General features: G+C 31.9%; 17 protein-coding genes. 16 read left to right on the forward strand and 1 reads right to left on the reverse strand.

Annotated elements, in window-relative coordinates; translation table 11 throughout:
* Positions 1-73: 73 nt before the first annotated feature.
* From accD to SBL16_RS03800, 5 genes are all read left to right on the forward strand, one after another.
* Positions 74-940, forward strand: a complete 867-nt coding sequence (gene accD / locus SBL16_RS03780; RefSeq protein ID WP_107611711.1) for an acetyl-CoA carboxylase, carboxyltransferase subunit beta — start codon at positions 74-76, stop codon at positions 938-940.
* Positions 933-1,880: an acetyl-CoA carboxylase carboxyltransferase subunit alpha gene (locus tag SBL16_RS03785; RefSeq protein WP_107637939.1), complete on the forward strand. Its 948-nt coding sequence runs from the start codon at positions 933-935 to the stop codon at positions 1,878-1,880. Before accD ends, SBL16_RS03785 begins: the two co-directional genes overlap by 8 nt.
* Positions 1,881-2,165: 285 nt before the next feature.
* Positions 2,166-3,134 carry a 6-phosphofructokinase gene (pfkA, locus tag SBL16_RS03790; RefSeq protein WP_037536816.1) on the forward strand — a complete coding sequence of 323 codons (969 nt, stop codon included), beginning with the start codon at positions 2,166-2,168 and terminating at the stop codon, positions 3,132-3,134.
* Between the two features lie 18 nt (positions 3,135-3,152).
* The gene (gene pyk, locus SBL16_RS03795) at positions 3,153-4,913 is read left to right on the forward strand and encodes a pyruvate kinase (protein WP_107611713.1); all 1,761 of its coding nucleotides are present in this window, start codon (positions 3,153-3,155) and stop codon (positions 4,911-4,913) included.
* A 289-nt stretch (positions 4,914-5,202) separates the two neighbouring features.
* Positions 5,203-6,180 carry a tRNA dihydrouridine synthase gene (locus tag SBL16_RS03800; protein ID WP_037536813.1) on the forward strand — a complete coding sequence of 326 codons (978 nt, stop codon included), beginning with the start codon at positions 5,203-5,205 and terminating at the stop codon, positions 6,178-6,180.
* Between the two features lie 118 nt (positions 6,181-6,298).
* Here SBL16_RS03800 and SBL16_RS03805 read toward each other — a convergent pair whose 3' ends face one another.
* Positions 6,299-7,660: an amino acid permease gene (locus SBL16_RS03805; RefSeq protein WP_037536810.1), complete on the reverse strand. Its 1,362-nt coding sequence runs from the start codon at positions 7,658-7,660 to the stop codon at positions 6,299-6,301.
* Positions 7,661-8,009: 349 nt separating this feature from the next.
* Here SBL16_RS03805 and SBL16_RS03810 point away from each other — a divergent pair, with 349 nt between their 5' ends.
* From SBL16_RS03810 to dnaI, 11 genes are all read left to right on the forward strand, one after another.
* A complete protein-coding gene (locus SBL16_RS03810) occupies positions 8,010-9,128 on the forward strand; it encodes a citrate synthase (protein WP_107611714.1) in 1,119 nt (372 codons plus the stop codon).
* Positions 9,129-9,171: 43 nt separating this feature from the next.
* Positions 9,172-10,440 (forward strand): NADP-dependent isocitrate dehydrogenase, encoded by a 1,269-nt coding sequence (gene icd / locus SBL16_RS03815; RefSeq protein ID WP_016930833.1) that lies wholly within the window; start codon positions 9,172-9,174, stop codon positions 10,438-10,440.
* A gap of 368 nt (positions 10,441-10,808) precedes the next feature.
* On the forward strand, positions 10,809-11,519 hold the full coding sequence (locus SBL16_RS03820; RefSeq protein WP_037536805.1) for a response regulator transcription factor: 711 nt from the start codon (positions 10,809-10,811) through the stop codon (positions 11,517-11,519).
* Positions 11,519-13,216, forward strand: coding sequence for a two-component system histidine kinase PnpS (gene pnpS / locus SBL16_RS03825; protein ID WP_107611715.1), 1,698 nt, complete (start codon positions 11,519-11,521; stop codon positions 13,214-13,216). Before SBL16_RS03820 ends, pnpS begins: the two co-directional genes overlap by 1 nt.
* A 242-nt stretch (positions 13,217-13,458) precedes the next feature.
* The gene (gene polA / locus SBL16_RS03830; RefSeq protein ID WP_317952799.1) at positions 13,459-16,089 is read left to right on the forward strand and encodes a DNA polymerase I; all 2,631 of its coding nucleotides are present in this window, start codon (positions 13,459-13,461) and stop codon (positions 16,087-16,089) included.
* 15 nt (positions 16,090-16,104) lie between these two features.
* On the forward strand, positions 16,105-16,977 hold the full coding sequence (gene mutM / locus SBL16_RS03835; protein WP_037536799.1) for a bifunctional DNA-formamidopyrimidine glycosylase/DNA-(apurinic or apyrimidinic site) lyase: 873 nt from the start codon (positions 16,105-16,107) through the stop codon (positions 16,975-16,977).
* Positions 16,978-16,993: 16 nt separating this feature from the next.
* Positions 16,994-17,602: a dephospho-CoA kinase gene (coaE, locus tag SBL16_RS03840; RefSeq protein WP_317952803.1), complete on the forward strand. Its 609-nt coding sequence runs from the start codon at positions 16,994-16,996 to the stop codon at positions 17,600-17,602.
* A gap of 220 nt (positions 17,603-17,822) precedes the next feature.
* Positions 17,823-18,848: a type I glyceraldehyde-3-phosphate dehydrogenase gene (gene gap, locus SBL16_RS03845; protein WP_107611717.1), complete on the forward strand. Its 1,026-nt coding sequence runs from the start codon at positions 17,823-17,825 to the stop codon at positions 18,846-18,848.
* A gap of 255 nt (positions 18,849-19,103) precedes the next feature.
* On the forward strand, positions 19,104-19,574 hold the full coding sequence (nrdR, locus tag SBL16_RS03850; protein WP_011275538.1) for a transcriptional regulator NrdR: 471 nt from the start codon (positions 19,104-19,106) through the stop codon (positions 19,572-19,574).
* Positions 19,575-20,960, forward strand: a complete 1,386-nt coding sequence (locus SBL16_RS03855; protein ID WP_107611718.1) for a replication initiation and membrane attachment family protein — start codon at positions 19,575-19,577, stop codon at positions 20,958-20,960.
* On the forward strand, positions 20,961-21,881 hold the full coding sequence (gene dnaI / locus SBL16_RS03860; RefSeq protein ID WP_037536791.1) for a primosomal protein DnaI: 921 nt from the start codon (positions 20,961-20,963) through the stop codon (positions 21,879-21,881).
* Positions 21,882-22,004 lie beyond the last annotated feature (123 nt).

Consider the following 22,004-nt stretch of genomic DNA (forward strand, 5'->3'; position numbering starts at 1 on the left):
TATTTTATGTTCGATCATATATTAAATTGAGATGTAATAAATTAAGGTTGTATGGTTAGGTGGAGGTTTACGAATGTTTAAAGACTTTTTTAATCGTAGTAGTAAAAAACGAAAATATTTAACAGTTCAAGATTCAAAACAAAATGAAGTACCAGCAGGTATTATGACTAAATGTCCAAAATGCAAAAAAATAATGTATACAAAAGAATTAAATGAGAATTTAAATGTATGTTTTAACTGTGATCACCATATTGCATTACCTGCATATAAGAGAATTGAAGCAATCACTGATGAAAATAGTTTCGTTGAATTTGATAAAGGAATGACATCAGCAAATCCTTTAGACTTTCCTGGTTATCAAGAAAAAATTGAAAAAGACCAACAAAAAACTGATTTAAGCGAAGCGGTTGTAACCGGTACTGCCAAACTAGATGGTGTTCGATTTGGTGTAGCTGTTATGGATGCTAGATTTAGAATGGGAAGTATGGGTTCAGTTGTTGGTGAGAAAATATGTCGAATTATTGATTATGCAACAGAACATAGACTACCATTCATATTATTTTCTGCAAGTGGTGGTGCTAGGATGCAAGAGGGTATTATTTCATTGATGCAAATGGGTAAAACGAGTGTTTCATTGAAACGACACTCAGATGCCGGATTATTATATATTTCTTATCTTACGCATCCAACAACTGGTGGTGTTTCTGCTAGTTTTGCATCTGTTGGGGATATCAATTTAAGTGAACCTAAAGCCTTAATTGGATTTGCTGGTCGACGTGTTATTGAGCAAACTATTAATGAGAAACTTCCAGATGATTTCCAAACTGCAGAGTTTCTTCTTGAGCATGGTCAACTTGATAAAGTTGTTCACCGTAAAGAGATGAAAGAAACACTTGCTCAATTATTAAAATTGCACCAAGAGGTGAATAAAGATGCTTGATTTTGAAAAACCACTTTTTGAAATAAAAAATAAAATTGAATCTCTTAAGCAATCTCAAGAAAAAAATGATGTAGATTTACAAGATGAAATTGATTTACTTGAAGCATCACTTGAAAGAGAAACCAAAAAAATATATACCAATCTTAAGCCTTGGGATAGAGTGCAAATTGCTCGTCTCCAAGAACGACCTACGACATTAGACTATATTCCATATATCTTCGATTCATTTATTGAATTGCATGGAGATCGTAATTTTAGAGATGACCCTGCAATGATTGGTGGAATTGGGTATTTAAACGGTACCCCTGTTACAGTTATAGGCCAACAAAGAGGTAAAGATACTAAGGATAATATATATCGAAATTTTGGTATGGCGCATCCTGAAGGTTATCGTAAAGCATTAAGATTAATGAAACAAGCAGAGAAATTTAATAGACCTATTTTTACTTTCATTGATACTAAAGGTGCTTATCCAGGTAAAGCTGCTGAAGAACGCGGACAAAGTGAATCTATTGCCAGAAACTTAGTTGAGATGGCATCTCTAAAAGTGCCAGTTATAGCTATCGTTATCGGCGAAGGTGGTAGTGGTGGTGCACTAGGAATAGGTATAGCCAATCGAATTATGATGCTTGAAAACAGTACGTATTCTGTTATTTCCCCAGAGGGAGCAGCGGCACTGTTATGGAAAGATAGTTCATTAGCAAAAATGGCTGCCGAAACTATGAAAATTACTGCAAAAGATTTACATCATTTAAACGTTATTGATAGTGTGATTGACGAACCTTTAGGTGGTGCACACAATAATATAGAACAACAAGCTATTGATATTAAGCAAGCATTCGTAAATCAATTAGAACAACTTCAACAACAAAGTGCTGATGAATTAGTTGAAGATAGATTTAATAAGTTTAGAAATATCGGTGCTTTTATTGAAAAATAGCTGGGCTGGGACAAATACAAATTAATATTTAAAACTACTTTGAAAACACAGTTGCAAATTAAGTTGTGAAGGAACCTTTATTATATTTTTCTAGCTGTAGTTTTCCTTATAGGGGTGAAACAATTGATTCTAGTTGAATATTGTTCACCCTTTTTTTATTTCGAAAAGAAATATTGATTATAAAACGTTTACATGAATTTTGTGCACCTATATTGATGGAACACTAAAAAAAATTGTGGTAATTTATTATTAAAGAGAAATCTAGTTAGGAAAGGGAATGTCGTCATGAAGAAAATTGCGGTTTTAACTAGTGGTGGAGATTCACCAGGCATGAATGCTGCTGTTAGAGCAGTTGTGCGTAAGGCGATTTATAACAACATTGAAGTTTATGGAATTTATCAAGGTTATCAAGGGTTACTTGATGACAATATTCATAAACTTGAATTGGGTTCAGTAGGGGATACAATTCAACGTGGAGGAACTTTCCTTTACTCTGCAAGATGTCCACAATTTAAAGAGGCGAGTGTAAGACAAAAAGGTATAGAGAATTTACATAAACGTGGTATTGAGGGACTAGTAGTAGTTGGGGGAGATGGCAGTTACCGAGGTGCCCAACGTATTAGTGAAGAAACGAAAGATATTAAAACAATAGGAATTCCAGGTACTATTGATAATGATATTAATGGTACTGACTTCACTATTGGGTTTGACACAGCGTTGAACACAATTATTGATAGTGTAGACAAGATTAGAGACACAGCTTCAAGTCATGCTAGAACTTTTATTGTAGAAGTTATGGGACGTGATTGTGGTGATTTAGCATTATGGGCTGGCTTATCAGTTGGTGCTGAAACAATATTAGTTCCTGAAGCTAATACAGATATTAAAGATATTGCCGAAAAAATAGAAAAAGGTATCAAACGAGGTAAAAAACACTCAATCGTCATGGTAGCTGAGGGCAGTATGAGTGGACAAGAATGTGCGGATCAATTAATGAAATATATTAATGTTGATGCACGTGTGTCTGTACTGGGCCATATCCAACGTGGTGGTAGCCCATCAGGTGCTGACAGAGTATTAGCTTCACGCTTAGGTGGTTACGCCGTTGATTTATTAATACAAGGTCGTTCTGGACATGGAGTAGGTATTATGAATAACAAATTGACTGCTACACCATTTGATGAAATTTTCAATGGTAACGACCATAAATTCAATACTGATATTTATGAATTAGCGAAAGAGTTATCTATTTAATTTAGGAGGCTTTTTAAAATGAGAAAGACTAAAATTGTATGTACAATTGGACCTGCATCAGAGTCTGAGGAAATGTTAGAAAAATTAATGAAAGCTGGTATGAACGTAGCGCGTTTGAATTTCTCTCATGGTAGCCATGAAGAGCATAAAGCACGTATTGATACGATTCGTAAAGTAGCTGATAAATTAGGTAAAACAATTGGTATCTTATTAGATACTAAAGGACCTGAAATTCGTACTCATGACATGAAAGATGGCTTAATTATGCTTGAAAAAGGCAAAGAAGTTATCGTTAGTATGTCTCAAGTTGAAGGTACACCTGAAAAATTCTCAGTAACTTATGAAGATTTAATCAACGATGTTCAAGTAGGTTCTTACATTTTACTTGATGATGGTTTAGTTGAACTACAAGTAAAAGACATCGATAAAACAAAAGGCGAAGTTAAATGTGATATCTTAAATACGGGTGAATTAAAAAATAAAAAAGGCGTAAATTTACCAGGTGTAAAAGTTAATTTACCAGGTATTACTGATAAAGATGCTGATGATATCTTATTTGGTATCAAAGAAGATGTTGATTATATCGCAGCAAGCTTTGTACGACGTCCAAGTGATGTCTTAGATATTCGTGAAATTCTTGAAAGAGAAAACAATCATAATATCACTATTTTCCCTAAAATTGAAAACCAAGAAGGAATTGACAATATAGAAGAAATATTAGAAGTTTCTGATGGTTTAATGGTAGCTCGTGGTGACATGGGTGTTGAAATTCCACCAGAATCTGTACCAATTGTACAAAAAGATTTAATCAGAAAATGTAATAAACTAGGTAAACCAGTTATCACAGCTACTCAAATGTTAGATTCAATGCAACGTAATCCTCGTGCGACAAGAGCGGAAGCTAGTGACGTTGCTAATGCAATTTATGATGGTACTGACGCAGTTATGCTTTCTGGTGAAACTGCTGCTGGTTTATATCCAGAAGAGGCTGTTAAAACAATGAGAAATATTGCGGTTTCTGCTGAAGCGGCACAAGATTACAAAAAATTATTATCAGACCGTACTAAACTAGTAGAAACTTCATTAGTAAATGCTATTGGTGTTTCAGTTGCACATACTGCTTTAAATCTAAAAGTTAAAGCTATTGTTGCAGCAACTGAAAGTGGATCTACTGCAGTAACTATTTCTAAATATCGTCCACATTCTGATATCATTGCGGTTACTCCAAGCGAGCACACTGCACGTCAACTTGCTTTAGTTTGGGGTGCATATCCTGTAATTAAAAAAGGTCGTAAAACTACTGATGACCTATTAAATAACGCAGTTGCTACAGCAGTTGAAACTGGAAGAGTCACTAATGGTGATTTAATTATTATTACTGCTGGTGTACCTACTGGTGAAAAAGGTACAACTAATATGATGAAATTACATTTAGTTGGAGATGAAATTGCAAAAGGACAAGGTGTCGGTCGTGGATCAGTAGTTGGTAAAACTGTAGTTGCTAATAGTGCAAGTGAATTAGAAGGCGTAGATTTAAGTGAATCAGTTATTGTTACTAATTCAGTAGATGAGACATTAGTGCCTTATATTGAGCAAGCAGTTGGATTAATTACAGAAGAAAATGGTATCACATCACCAAGTGCGATTATTGGACTTGAAAAAGGTATTCCAACAATTATAGGTGTTGAAAATGCTACTAAAGAATTAAAAGATGGTATTTTAGTAACAGTAGATGCTGCCCAAGGTAAAATATTTGAAGGGTATGCTAACGTACTTTAATTCATTAATTTATTATTAAGAATGATGGCTAACCTAGTAAGATAAGAGAGCCAGAACAGATAATATTTCAAAGCGATATTGCAAATTCGCAAAAGTTGATTAAACTGGGAATAAGCTCGTGAAGAGTTTTTCTCAGTTTTTTCATTTCATTAGAAGGAAATTCATTAAATGAGAATTTCAAATAGGAAAGTTAATTGAGTTATAAAATTTCATTTTGAATAAGGTTATAATTTGTGGTAATATAACATGGATTAATTGAGATATACTAATATAAGAAGGTTTAATTATTATGAAAGAAAATTTTTGGAGTGAATTACCACGTCCTTTTTTTATTTTAGCACCTATGGAGGACGTTACTGATATCGTTTTTCGACATGTTGTTAGTGAGGCTGCTAGACCTGATGTTTTTTTCACTGAATTTACAAACACTGAGAGTTATTGCCATCCGGAAGGTATTCATAGTGTTCGTGGAAGATTGACATTCAGTGAAGATGAACAGCCTATGGTAGCACATATATGGGGCGATAAACCCGAACAGTTTAGAGAAATGAGCTTTGGTTTAGCTGAAATGGGTTTTAAAGGTATAGATTTAAATATGGGATGTCCAGTAGCTAATGTCGCAAAAAAAGGTAAAGGTTCTGGTTTAATATTAAGACCTGAAACAGCTGCTGAGATTATTCAGGCTACTAAAGCTGGTGGATTACCTGTTAGTGTTAAAACCCGTTTAGGTTATTATGATATTGAAGAGTGGAAAGATTGGTTAAAGCACGTTTTTAAACAAGATATCGCAAATTTATCCATACATCTTCGAACACGCAAAGAGATGAGTAAAGTAGATGCGCATTGGGAATTAATTGCAGCAATTAAACAATTAAGAGATGATATCGCACCTAATACATTACTAACGATTAATGGAGATATTCCAGATAGAAAAACTGGACATGAACTTGCGATGAAATATGGTGTTGATGGCGTGATGATAGGTAGAGGGATCTTTAATAATCCGTTTGCTTTTGAAAAAGAACCCCGTGAACATACTAGTAAAGAACTATTGAATTTGTTTAGATTGCATTTATCATTGTTTGAGAAATATTCAAGTGATGAAAGTCAACAATTCAAAAGTTTAAGAAGATTTTTTAAGATTTATGTGAAGGGGATTAAAGGAGCTAGTCAATTACGTCATCAATTAATGAGTACAGAATCGGTTGATGAAGCACGCGATTTATTAGATGAATTTGAGTCTAAAATTGAAGAAGATATAAATTAATTTTCTAAAACATTAGATATAGTTATTAGATAATAGGTTTATTATAAATAACAAGCCAGTAAATGAATTTTTATGTTAATTCATTTACTGGCTATTATAATCTCATAAAAATTTTAAATTATTTATTATGCTTAGCAACTTGTCTATATCTCAAATACATTAAACCTAGTAATATAAACCAAATTGGAGTTAAGAAAATAGCATTTCTAGTTGTTTCATTTACAAATAATAAACAAAATACTAAGAAGAAGAATACTAATATCGCGTAACCCATATATTTACCACCAGGAAGTTTATAAGATACAGTTTTATGTAGCTCAGGATTTTTTCTGTGATAGTTAATATAAGCAATAATAATTAATGCCCATACGATAATAAATAATACAGTTGAAATTGTTGTTACATAAGTAAACACTAACGTAGCATCTGGGAAGATGTAGTTTAATAATGCTGTTACTAATAATAATGCAGATGAACCAATAATAGCAAAATGAGGAACACCATTTTTATTAGTACTTCTAAAGATAGGTGGTGCTTGATCTTGTTCTGATAAACCAAATAACATACGACTATTTGAGAATATTCCACTATTACAAGATGATGCTGCAGCAGTTAATACTACAAAGTTGATCAATCCAGCAGCGAAAGGAATACCAATTAATGAGAATAATCTAACAAATGGACTTTCACTAGGGTCAACTTTATCCCAAGGAATAATAGACATAATTACCGCTAATGCACCAACGTAGAATACTAAAATTCTTAACGGTACAGCATTGATAGCTTTTGGAATTGTTTTCTGAGGATCTTTAGTTTCTCCAGCAGTTACACCAATCATTTCAATACCAACAAATGAGAACAATGCCATTTGGAATGACATAAAGAAACCAGATGCACCGTGAGTAAAGATGCCATGTTTATATAAATTTGTAAAACTCGCATGTCCAAATTGTGTTTTATATGCCATTAAAATCATGACTAAACCTACAACGATTAAAGCGATGATAGTTATAATTTTAATTATAGCGAACCAGAATTCTAATTCACCAAATAATTTAGCACTAAGCAAATTAAATAACATTAATATTAGTACACAGAATAGTGCACTAACCCAGTTTGGAATTGCAGGGAACCAGAAACTAACATATTTAGCAACGGCAGTTACTTCAGCCATACCTGTTATAATCCAGCACAACCAATAAGTCCAACCAGTTACAAAACCAGCAAACGGTCCTATGTATTCATTTGTCACATCGGCGAAAGATTTGAAGCGAGTATTTTGAATTATAATCTCACCTAAGCCTCTCATAAACATGAACAACATGAAACCTATAATAATATAAGTTAATAGAATAGATGGACCAGTCATTGCTATTGTTTGACCTGCTCCCAAGAATAATCCAGTACCAATAGCGCCGCCAATAGCAATCAATTGCACATGACGATTACTCAATCCTCTTTGTAATTTTTCTTCAGCCATAAGACAACTCCCTTACATTTAATTAATATTATTATGCACTTATAAATTCAATTCGACAATTATTTTTCGAATTTTTTCTAAAAATTCCTTTAAATTTAGATTAAATAATTGTAATCAAGCTTGATAATTAAATTGAAATTTTCAATATTTTCTCATTAATTACATAATTTAAATTGGAATGAAAGCTTATATAATGGCGTTTATTGGGTATTTAAGTAAAAATAAGTTTAAAAATTTAAAGTTAAATAGCATTTATTGAGCGATATATAATCGTTCACAAAACTTATCACATTGGCTATAATAGTATTTGAAAGCCATTACATTATGTATAAGAAAAGGGGAATTACTTATGGCAGAATTACAAAAAGGTTTAGAAGGGGTAATTGCAGCTGAAACTAAAATCAGTTCAATTATTGATAGTCAATTAACGTATGCGGGATACGATATTGATGATTTAGCAGAAAATGCATTGTTCGAAGAAGTAGTGTTTTTATTATGGAATTATAGATTGCCTACTCAAGATGAACTAGATGCATTAAGAGAAAAATTTAATCATTATATGACTTTAAACCCAAGAGTTTATAAGCATTTTGAAGAATACGCAACTGATAATGTGCATCCTATGACGGCACTACGTACATCTGTATCATATATTGCTCATTTTGATCCTGATGCTGAAAATGAAACAGAAGAAAATAGAAAAGAAAGAGCAATACGTATTCAAGCGAAAATTGCATCTTTAGTTACAGCATTTGCGCGTGTTCGTGAAGGTAAAGAACCTGTTAAACCTAATCCTGATTTAAGTTATGCAGCTAACTTCTTATATATGTTAAGAGGAGAATTACCAACAGATACTGAAGTTGAAGCATTTAATAAAGCATTAGTGTTACATGCTGACCATGAACTTAATGCTTCTGCATTTACTGCACGTTGTGCCGTATCTTCTTTATCTGATATGTACTCAGGTATTGTAGCTGCTGTGGGTTCATTAAAAGGACCTTTACATGGTGGAGCAAATGAACAAGTAATGAGCATGCTTGCTGATGTTAAATCAGTTGATGAAGTTGATGCTTATTTAAATGAAAAATTCAAAAATAAAGAGAAAATCATGGGATTTGGTCATAGAGTATACAAAGACGGGGATCCAAGAGCTAAATATTTACGTGAGATGAGCCGAAAAATCACTTCTGAAACTGGTAGAAGTGAATTATATGATATTTCAATAGCTATTGAGAAACGTATGAAAGAAGAAAAAGGACTTATTCCTAATGTCGATTTCTTTAGTGCTACTGTATATCACAGTATGGATATTCCACACGATTTATTCACGCCAATTTTCGCGGTAAGTCGTACATCTGGTTGGACAGCACATATTCTAGAACAATATCGTGATAATAGAATAATGCGTCCTAGAGCTAATTACGTCGGTGAAACTAATCGTAAGTATTTACCAATTGAAGAAAGATAAATTATAAACTTTAATAGATTTCACTATATTTGGAGGTAAAATTATGTCAGCTGAAAAAATTACTAGAATTAACGATGGATTAAATGTACCTAATGAACCAATTATTCCTTTTATTATTGGTGATGGTATTGGCCCAGATATTTGGAAAGCAGCGAGTCGCGTTATTGATGCAGCTGTTGAAAAAGCATATAACGGCGAAAAACGTATTGAATGGAAAGAAGTACTAGCAGGTCAAAAAGCTTTTGATGAAACAGGTGAATGGTTACCTCAAGAAACGCTTGACACGATTAAAGAATATTTAATCGCTATTAAGGGACCTTTAACTACACCAATTGGTGGTGGTATTCGTTCATTAAATGTTGCATTACGTCAAGAATTAGACCTATTTACATGCTTGCGTCCAGTTCGTTGGTTCAAAGGTGTCCCTTCACCAGTTAAACGTCCACAAGATGTTGATATGGTTATCTTCCGTGAAAATACTGAAGATATTTATGCAGGTATCGAATTTAAAGAAGGTACTGATGAAGTTAAAAAAATCATTGATTTCTTACAAAATGAAATGGGTGCTACTAACATTCGCTTCCCAGAAACTTCAGGTATTGGTGTGAAACCAGTTTCTAAAGAAGGTACTGAACGTTTAGTTAGAGCAGCAATTCAGTATGCAATCGATAATAACCGTAAAACTGTTACGCTTGTTCATAAAGGTAATATTATGAAATTCACCGAAGGCGCATTTAAGCAATGGGGCTATGATGTAGCTCATAATGAATTTGCTGATAAGGTATTTACTTGGCAACAATATGATGAAATTGTTGAAAAAGATGGTAAAGATGCAGCAAATCAAGCTCAAGAAAAAGCTGAACAAGATGGGAAAATCATTATTAAAGATTCTATCGCTGACATTTTCTTACAACAAATTTTAACTCGTCCAGCAGAACATGATGTAGTTGCTACAATGAATTTAAATGGTGACTATATTTCAGATGCTTTAGCAGCTCAAGTGGGCGGAATTGGAATTGCACCAGGTGCAAACATTAACTATGAGTCTGGACACGCTATTTTCGAAGCAACACATGGTACTGCACCTAAGTATGCTGGTTTAAACAAAGTTAACCCATCTTCTGAATTATTAAGTTCAGTTCTAATGTTAGAACATTTAGGTTGGCAAGAAGCCGCTGATAAGATTACTGATGCAATTGAAGCTACTATTGCTTCTAAAGTTGTAACTTATGATTTTGCTCGTTTAATGGATGGTGCTACTGAAGTATCAACTTCAGAATTCGCTGATGAGTTAATTAAAAACTTAAAGTAATTTAATTACACATTAATATTTTAAAATTTTTAAAAATTAATAGATTGACGATGCATTGCACTAATGTAGTAGTTAAAACAAAAGCGCAAGTTTAAGGCATTCTCGATCATAGCAATTTTTAATAAAAGTGGAACAATGAATTTATATTAAATTCTGTTCCGCTTTTTTATTATGAAGTAAAACAAATAACTTTATTTTATTTATAATATGTTAATAATTTTTTAAAAATAATAAAATAAATACTCAATATGTGGAAAATAATCATATGATTGTTAAGATTATGTAAATTTAATATGTTGTATGTTATTTTTGTTTTAACTTCCGTTATAATGAAATTGAAATGTTATATTAATTCAGGGAGGCACATTATGTCACAAAAAGTATTAGTGGTTGACGATGAGCAATCAATTGTAACTTTACTTAAATATAATCTTGAAACGGCTGGTTACATCGTTGAGGTAGCTTACGATGGTGAAGAAGCTTTGGAAAAGGTAAATGAAATTCAACCAGAACTTGTCGTTTTAGATGTAATGTTACCTAAAAAAGATGGTATTGAAGTATGTAAAACAATACGTTCTGATAAGAATTTAGTACCTATTTTAATGTTAACTGCAAAAGATGATGAGTTTGATCGTGTATTAGGATTAGAATTAGGTGCCGATGATTATATGACAAAACCTTTTTCTCCTAGAGAAGTTGTGGCGAGAGTTAAAGCTATCTTGAGAAGATCGAAATTTGCTAGTGAAATTGAAAAAGAAGATGTTGATGATGAGGATATATTGATTGAAAATATTAGAATCAGACCTGAATTCTTTGAGGTATATAAAGATGATGAATTATTAGAACTCACTCCTAAAGAATTTGAACTATTGTTGTATTTAATAGAAAGACAAGGGCGAGTAATCACTCGAGAACACATGTTAAATTCTGTATGGAATTATGAATTCGCAGGAGATTCTCGGATTGTTGATGTTCATATAAGTCATTTAAGAGACAAACTCGAAGAGAATCCGAAACAACCTAAATTAATTAAAACTGTTCGTGGACTTGGTTATAAATTAGAGAGACCTAAAGCTTAATGCTTAAATTTCATCATAGATTATTATTGCTATTAAGCACAATTACTATAATCAGTTTTATTGGTTTAGGCGTCATTATTCATCATACAATTTATCAAATATTATCAACAGCTCAGGTTACGGAACTCAAACATGTATCTGAAAATTTTTTGAAATTAAACAAGCAAAATGAGAATAATGAAATTAAAAATATTTCAGCTAATCAAAATTTAATTGTTAGAATTTCTGAAAATGGTAAGGTGATATACCAAACTGGTAACCAAAATAAAATAAATGATAACATCGATAATGAAGCTAATCCATCAAATATCATTTATAAAAGAGAAAATGGTCAGGTTAGATACACATTTAAAACAACTGTCAATGACAAAACGATATACATAAGTGGGATGAATACTGAGATTCTTGAATTACAGAAGAGTATGTGGAAGTATTTATCTTTAATAGGAATTATTGTTCTTTTAGCGATTTATTTAGCTGTTAGAAGTATCAATCGTACATATATTAGACCGATTAATGAAGTGACTTATGCTACCTCGTTAATTGCTGATGGATACTATCATGTTAGAGTACCTGAAAGCAATGTTAAGGAGACAAAAGCGCTATTTGTCACAACTAACGATCTTGCAAGACGTTTACAAAAGCTTAATAATAAACAAAAAATGCAATCAAATCGATTAAAAACAACATTAGAAAATATACCTAGTTCAGTATTAATGATCGACAAACATGGTGAAATTGTTGTGGCCAATCATGCATACTATGAGTTGTTTAGGCCAAACGGTAAGGTTGAAAATAAAAACTATACATCATATTTAGATCCTAAAATTCAACAATTAATTCTAGAAAGTTTTAAAACTGAAAAGCCACTATATGATCAGATAGAAATTTTATTAAATAATGTTCATCATAAATATTTCGATTTGTCATGTGTTCCAATACTAAGTAAATCTAAGAAAAAGTTACAAGGTATGGTTGTAGTAATGCATGACATAACAAATTTGAAAAAATTGGAAAACTTGCGTCGCGAGTTTGTTGGGAATGTATCTCATGAGCTTAAAACACCTATTACATCTATTAAAGGCTTCGCTGAAACACTTATCGAAGGTGCGAAAAACGATGAAGAATCACTTGATATGTTCTTAAATATTATTTTAAAAGAATCTAATCGTATTGAGTCACTCGTTATGGATTTATTGGATTTATCACATATCGAACAACAAACAGAGATAGAAACAGCATTTATGAATTTATCAGAGCTTGCTTACACAACTATTGATAACTTACAAAACCAAGCAAGATATAAAAATATTAAAATAGTATCCGATATAGAAAAAGATGTCATTATAGAAGCACATGAAAACAAAATCGCACAAGTCATTACTAATTTACTATCAAATGCAATTAATTATTCACTAGAGAATAATGAGGTTATTGTAAGAGTGTATAGAGAAGGACATGAAGTAAATTTAGAAATACAAGACTTTGGTATTGGAATAGATAAAAGTGATCAAAAGCATATTTTCGAAAGATTTTATCGGGTGGATAAAGCAAGAAGTAGAGATTCAGGCGGTACAGGTTTAGGTTTATCTATAACAAAACATATAGTAGAGGCACACCATGGAACGATTAATGTCGAAAGCAATATTGGTGAAGGCTCGCTATTTAAAGTTTCATTTTTAGATGAACAAGAATAATATCGTTCAATAAAGAATGACTAAAATATCGGGGTACTAGAACTTTTATTTTGATTAATAATTATTACTATTATTTTAAGGCCTTTCGTATACTTGCACCAAAAATTGGTTGAGGATATGAAAGTGCCTTTTTTATTTAAATAAGTAATGTAGAGTGTGAAAAGTTATTGTATAAACCATACATTCGTTATGCCACAGGTTATATGCTAAAATATAATAAAATCACTCTGGAGGTATACGCTTTGAATAAATTAGTTTTAATTGATGGTAATAGTTTAAGTTTTAGAGCATTTTATGCATTACCACTACTTTCTAACAAAGCAGGAATACATACGAATGCTGTATACGGTTTTGCTATGTTATTGGAAAAGATTATAAGAGAAGAACAACCAACACACTTTTTAGTTGCGTTTGACGCCGGCAAAACAACATTTAGACATTCAAAATTTAGTGAATACAAAGGCGGAAGACAGAGTACCCCACCTGAGTTAAGCGAACAGTTCCCATACATTCGACAATTATTAGATACTTACCATATAAAGCACTATGAGTTAGAAAATTATGAGGCTGATGATATTCTAGGCACATTAAGTAAAGAAGCTAACGAGCAAGGGTTTGAAACGATTATTGTTACTGGTGATCGAGATTTAACACAGTTAGCAACTGATAATGTTACAATTTATTACACTAAGAAAGGTGTAACAGATGTTGATCATTATACTCCAGAATTCATTAATGAAAAATATGAGGGACTCAATCCAAGTCAAATTATAGATATGAAAGGTCTTATGGGTGACACATCTGATAACATCCCTGGTGTTGCTGGTGTAGGTGAAAAGATGGCTATCAAACTATTGAAACAATTCAATACTGTTGAAGGTGTTTATGACAATATAGAATCTGTTTCAGGAAAAAAATTAAAGGAAAAACTTGAAAACAGTCGTGAAGATGCATTCATGAGTAAAGAATTAGCAACAATTAATAAAGATAGCCCAATTGAAGTTGCATTACAAGATACTGAGCTAAAAAATCAAGATGATAATAAAGATAAAATTGAATTATTCAAAAAGTTAGAATTCAAACAATTATTATCTGATATAGATAGTAATAATACTGAAGAGAAACACGAAGATAAAGTCATTGAAGTGAGTAATGATTTTAACACCATAAATTTTAAAGAATTAAAAGAAGCTGTGATTCACATCGAAGTAGATGGTATCAATTACTTACAGGATACAATTTTAAAATTTGGATTTTATGATGGAGTGGACCATGTTGTAATAGCCTCCGATCAACTAAAGGAATATCCTGAATTGATTAAATGGCTAGAGAATGAGACTACAGAAAAAATTGTTTATGATGCTAAAAAAACATACGTTGTTGCGCATAGATTAGATATAGATATAAAAAATATTGTATTTGATGTTATGTTAGCAAGTTATATTATTGATCCATCGAGAACGATAGATGATGTGAACTCTGTAGTAAGTAATTATAATCAAAAATATGTCCAAGATGATATTTCAATTTATGGAAAAGGGAAAAAGCGACATGTTCCAGAAGACGCAATTTTAAATAAGCATATTGCTACAATCACAGAGGCAATTTATGCCTGCAAACCTGAAATGGTTACTGAATTAGAATCACACCAACAAACTGATCTATTGTTAAATTTAGAGCTTCCACTTGCACGTATCTTAAGTGAAATGGAAGAAACAGGAATTTATACGGATATTAATGATTTAAAACAAATGCAGTCTGAAATCCAAGAAAAATTAGATTTACTAATAAGTAATATTCACGAAGCGGCGGGGGAAGAATTTAACATTAACTCTCCTAAACAATTAGGTGTAGTATTATTTGAAACACTAGAACTACCAGTCATTAAAAAAACAAAAACTGGATATTCTACTGCAGTTGATGTGTTGGAGCAATTACAAGGTCAGCACCCAATCATTGACTATATACTTGAATATCGTCAATTATCAAAATTACAATCCACTTATGTAGAGGGATTACAAAAAGTCATAAGTAAAGATAACAGAATTCATACTCGCTTCAATCAAACATTAGCGCAAACTGGTCGTTTATCAAGTGTAGATCCTAATTTACAAAATATACCAGTCCGTCTTGAAGAAGGACGTAAGATTAGAAAAGCTTTTAAGCCTACTTCAAATGATAGTGTGATATTATCAGCTGATTACTCTCAAATTGAATTACGTGTACTAGCTCATATTACCCAAGATGAAAGTATGAAAGAAGCATTTATCCATGAAAGAGATGTTCATACTGCTACTGCGATGAAAGTATTTGATGTAGAAGCGAATGAAGTTAACGCTTTAATGAGAAGACAAGCTAAAGCTGTTAACTTTGGAATAGTGTATGGTATTAGTGATTATGGTTTAAGCCAGAGCTTGAACATTACTCGAAAAAAAGCAAAAGCATTTATAGATGATTATTTGGCAAGTTTCCCAGGTGTAAAACAATACATGTCTGATATTGTCAAAGATGCGAAAGCAGATGGATATGTTGAAACATTATTGCACCGTCGTAGATATATACCAGATATTAATAGTAGAAACTTTAATTTGAGAGGTTTTGCTGAACGTACGGCAATGAATACTCCAATACAGGGTAGTGCAGCAGATATTATTAAATTAGCAATGGTCGAGTTTGATAGACAAATTAAACAAACGTCTTATCATGCCCAATTATTACTTCAAGTACATGATGAATTAATTTTCGAAGTACCTGAAAATGAAGTTGAAGATTTTAGTTTATTTGTTGAGGAAATTATGGAACACGCATTACAATTAGATGTGCCGTTAAAAGTAGATTCTAACTATGGATCTACATGGTATGATGCAAAATAGAAAGAGGAATTAGAAATGCCAGAATTACCAGAGGTTGAACACGTTAAAAGGGGTATAGAGCCTTATATATTGAATGCAACTATTAAAAGTGTGACATTTTCAAACAAAGTTATTGAGGGTAAACAACAAGGAAAAGAGACAATTATCAAAGGAATTAATCTGGATGGTTTCAGATTGAATAGTGAAAGTTTTAAAATAAAATCCGTTGATAGAAGAAGTAAATATATTGTCTTCACTATTGAAAAAAATAACAACCAGCGTATTATATTAAGTCATTTAGGTATGGCAGGCGGATTTTTTATTGTCGATAAATTATCAGATATTAGTACACCTAACTATCGAAAACATTGGCATGTCGTGTTTCATTTAGATAATGGTAAACAACTCGTTTATTCTGATATTAGACGATTTGGTGAACTAAGAAATCTGGCTACTTATAATGATTATCCAGCTTTTCTTGAAATTGCGCCTGAACCTTTTGATGACAAAGCATTAAACTATTTTTTAGACCGGATTAAACTTAAGAAATATCAAAACAAACCTATTAAACAAATGTTGCTTGATCATAAAATGATAGCAGGTTGTGGAAATATTTATGCATGTGAAGCGTTATTTAGAGCGGGCGTTTTACCTGAGAGGAAAGTAAAAGATGTGTCTAATCAAGAACGACAAATGTTATTTTATTATGTTCAAGAAGTATTAAATGAGGGTATAAATAATGGCGGTACTAGCATTTCTGATTATCGTCATGCTGATGGCAAGACAGGAGAAATGCAATTACACTTAAATGTATATAAACAAAAGACATGTAAAATATGTGGTCATGACATTGAGCAAAAAGTCATTGCATCGCGAAATAGTCATTTTTGTCCACATTGTCAGAAATAAAGGTGAGTGAATATTTATGCCAAAAGTTATTGGATTAACAGGTGGTATTGCCACTGGAAAGTCAACGGTTTCTGAGTTATTAACAGCATTTGGTTTTAAAGTTGTAGATGCTGATATAGCTGCAAGAAAAGCTGTTGCAAAAGGAACCAAAGGTTTAGAACAAGTTAGAGCAGCTTTTGGTGATATTGCTATTACTGATGAAGGTGAAATGGATCGCAAATATGTAGGTGAAATTGTTTTTAATCACCCAGAGAAACGTTTAGAGTTAAACGATATTGTGCATCCTATAGTTAGAGAAATAATGGAAGAAGAAAAGCAATCATATCTTAATCAAGGTTATGATGTCATAATGGATATCCCGCTTCTTTTTGAAAATGAATTACAAAATACAGTTGATGAAGTATGGTTAGTATATACGTCTGAAAGTATTCAAATTGAGAGATTGATGGAGCGAAATCAATTGTCATTAGAGGATGCGAAAGCGCGCGTTTATAGTCAAATATCAATAGATAAAAAGAGTAGAATGGCAGACCATGTTATTGATAACCTAGGGGATAAGTTGGAACTGAAACAAAACTTAGAACAGCTATTGACTGATAAAGGTTTTATTAACAAAGATATATAAAATTTGCTTAAGCAATTATTTATGCTTCGGCTCTAGTAGATGAATGATGTAAATGTCAAATTTTTACATAGATAAGTCTATTAGAGCTTTTTTGTTAATCAAATATTGTCGATTAAAAAATTTTTTAAAATTAATAGAAAACGCTTTCAAAATTAAATTATTATGTTACACTATTTTTATAAAGTATAACATATAAACAAACAATCAAGGGGTGCTTTAAATGTCAACAAATATTGCAATTAATGGTATGGGTAGAATAGGTAGAATGGTGTTAAGAATCGCATTACATAAAGAAGATTTAAATGTTGTAGCGATCAACGCAAGCTATCCACCTGAAACAATTGCGCATCTAATAAATTACGATACTACTCATGGTAGATTTGATAAAAAAGTTGAACCAATTGAGAACGGTATCCGTGTCGATGGACAAGATATTAAACTTGTTTCTGACCGTAACCCTGAAAATTTACCTTGGAAAGACTTAGACATTGATATTGTAATTGAAGCTACAGGTAAATTTAACCATGGCGATAAAGCAATAGGCCATATTAATGCAGGTGCTAAAAAAGTGTTACTAACTGGTCCTTCTAAGGGTGGCCATGTACAAATGGTGGTTAAAGGGGTAAATGATAACCAATTAGATGTAGATACATATGACATTTTTAGTAATGCATCTTGTACAACTAACTGTATTGGTCCGGTAGCAAAAGTGCTTAATGATAAATTTGGCATCGTTAACGGTCTTATGACAACAGTACACGCGATTACTAACGATCAAAATAATATTGATAATCCGCATAAAGATTTACGTCGTGCACGTTCATGTAATGAAAGTATTATTCCAACTTCAACTGGCGCAGCTAAAGCTTTAAAAGAAGTACTTCCAGAATTAGAAGGTAAATTGCATGGCTTAGCTTTACGTGTGCCAACTAAAAACGTGTCACTTGTAGACTTAGTTGTAGATTTAAAAGAAGATGTTACAGCTGAACAAGTCAATGATGCATTCAGAAATGTTGGCCTAGATGGTATTCTCGATGTAGAAGAGGCGCCACTAGTATCAATGGACTTCAATACAAATCCTAATTCAGCAGTTATTGACGCTCAAAACACAATTGTGATGGATGATAATAAAGTAAAAGTGATTGCATGGTATGATAATGAGTGGGGCTACTCAAATAGAGTAGTTGAAGTTGCTCAACAAATTGCTAAATTAATTGGCTCTGAAAATGTTGCAACGGCTAACTAACGAGACATTAATGTAAATTAATACGAGACTGTTAAATCTTTTCACTAAGATTTGATAGTCTCGTATTTTATTTTTATGTGATTTTGTATTTAAACTTTCACACATTCTTGTCATTTAAGAAATATATTATGCATAAAACTAGATTCTTATTAAGATACTTTTGTTTTAGTTTAATTTAAATGAGGATTAGACTTCTTTTGTCAAGAATGCTTTTATAGTATAATGAATCATAATCTATTCAAGAGGGTGAAAGATATGAAATGCCCAAAATGTAGTTCAACACATTCGCGTGTAGTTGATTCTAGACATGCGGATGATGCAAATGCAATTAGAAGAAGAAGAGAATGCGAAAATTGTGGTACTCGATTTACGACGTTCGAACATATAGAAGTAAGTCCATTGATTGTCGTAAAAAAAGATGGAACTCGAGAACAATTTTTAAGAGAGAAAATTTTAAATGGTCTTGTTAGATCTTGTGAAAAGAGACCAGTACGTTATCAACAATTAGAAGATATTACTAATAAAGTTGAATGGCAGCTACGTGATAGCGGACAAACTGAAATATCTTCACGAGATATTGGTGAACATGTTATGAACCTGTTGATGCATGTCGATCAAGTTTCTTATGTGAGATTTGCTTCAGTTTATAAAGAGTTTAAAGATGTTGATCAATTGTTAGCATCAATGCAAGGTATCTTGAACGATAATAAACGGAGTGATCTATAAATGAGTTTACAATCGTATGAGTATGGTTTGAGTCCACATGACGGTTTTAAAGTGTATCGTCAGTTCCAATTTAATCATAATCATTTGGAAATACTTAATAGATTGTATATGCCATTAATTGGCGCGCAAGCGATAGGTACATATCACTTTATGAATCAATTCGTGAATAGTGATGACACATTAACGCATTACACAATAATGAATGAATTGAAAATGAATTTATCAGAATTTAGACAGTATATGGATTTATTGGAAGCAATCGGTCTATTTAAAACATATGTAAAGCATGATGAACAACAATCATTTTTTATTTACGAATTGATACAGCCACCAACTGCCTATCAATTTTTTAATGATCCAATGTTATCAATTTATCTATATAACCAAGTCGATAAACAACGTTTTAAAAGCTTAAAAAATTATTTTAAAAAATATGATTTTGATTTAAGTGGTTTTCAACAAGTAACTCGCAAGTTTACTGATGTTTTTAAAATTCCACACTCAAGCGTTACTATTGATGCTTCATCAATTAAAAAAGAAAAACCATATCATGGTATAGATTTATCCAATGTATCATTTGATTTTGAGATTTTAAAAGAAATGCTACGTCATCATTTTATTAGCGATGAAATTATAACTAAAGAAGCTAGAGATTTAATTGTTCAATTGGCTACATTGTATGGTTTAACAGAAGATGCTATGAAACGAATTATATTGAATTCTATTACAAGTAATCAACAATTATCATACGAAGAAATGAGAAAGCATGCGCGTTCGTATTATTTAATTGAACATAATCAACAATTACCTGAATTAGAGCCTAAGGCAAGTAATCAAAATGAAGTGAATAGTAACAATCAATCTGTGTCTTCAAGTCAGCCCACTTCAAATGATGATTGGTTTCAATTGTTAGAGGAAACAAGTCCAGTAGATATGTTGGCGTCATGGTCAGAATCAGAACCAACATTTCAACAAAAGAAAATGATTGAAGAGTTAGTCGAAAGAGAGAAATTAAACTTTGGTGTAATTAATATTCTTTTACAATTTGTAATGCTAAAAAATGAGATGAAACTACCTAAAACATATATTTTAGAAATCGCATCTAATTGGAAAAAATTAGGTATTAAGACTGCAAAAGAAGCATATAACTATGCTTTAAAAGCAAATGAACCAAAATCAGAATATAAAGGTAATGACCAACGTCAATCAAGAAAACGTTATTCAAAATCACGTGAGATTGTATCTAGAGAAAAAACACCTAAATGGTTAAAAAATAGAGGTCAAGAAAATACTGATAAAGAAACGACTAAAGAAGAACAAGAACAGTTTGAAAAGGAAAGAGCTGCGTTTCGTGAACAACTAAAACGCGATTGGGAGGAGGATTAAATGAAATCATTCAATAGTATTATCAAATCAAATGGCGATTTAGAAAAAAGAATTGCTAAAATTAAAAAACAAGTTATTAACGATCCTGACGTTAAATCATTTTTAAATGAACATCAATCTGAATTGACTAATGAAATCATTGATAATGACTTAAATGTGTTACAAGAGTATAAAGATCAACAAAAAAATTATGATGGACATGATTATGAAAATTGTCCGAACTTTGTTAAAGGTCATGTACCTGAATTATATATCGACAATAATAGAATTAAAATACGTTATAATATGTGCCCTTGCAAAATTAAACACGATGAAGAAAGATTTAATTCTCACTTAATCACATCTCACCATATGCAACGTGATACATTAAACGCTAAGATGAAAGATATTTATGACACTGATTTGAACCGATTAGTTATAGCTAAAAATGTAAATGATATCTGTAAACAATTAGTTAATGGAGAAAATGTAAAAGGAATGTATATTCACGGTCCATTTGGAACAGGGAAATCATTTATTCTAGGTGCAATTGCCAATCAACTTAAAGCTAAAAGTGTTGCTTCTACGATTGTTTATTTACCTGAGTATATTCGCACGCTCAAAAGTGGTTTCAGAGATGGTAGTTATGAAACAAAGTTACAACGAATAAGAGAGGCAAATATATTAATGATAGACGATATAGGTGCGGAAGAAGTGACACCATGGGTGAGAGATGAAGTGATTGGTCCATTGTTACACTATCGTATGGTTCAAGAACTACCAACGTTTTTCTCATCGAATTTAAATTTTGATGAGCTAGAACATCATTTATCTATTACACGTGAAGGTGCGGAAGAAACAAAAGCTGCTAGAATTATTGAACGAATTAAATCTTTATCAACGCCATATTATTTGGATGGTAAAAATTTAAGAAACAATTGAAATTTAAAATAACTATTGTATAATTAAGATAAATCTTAATCGTTGAAATAATTGAAGATATGATAATTTAATCCATGTTATACAGCGAGCTAATATATGATGAGAGATTAGCTAACAAATTAA

Origin of the sequence: Staphylococcus sp. NWU MK-U1, assembly GCF_033283505.1 — a bacterium.
Lineage (GTDB): Bacteria > Bacillota > Bacilli > Staphylococcales > Staphylococcaceae > Staphylococcus > Staphylococcus haemolyticus.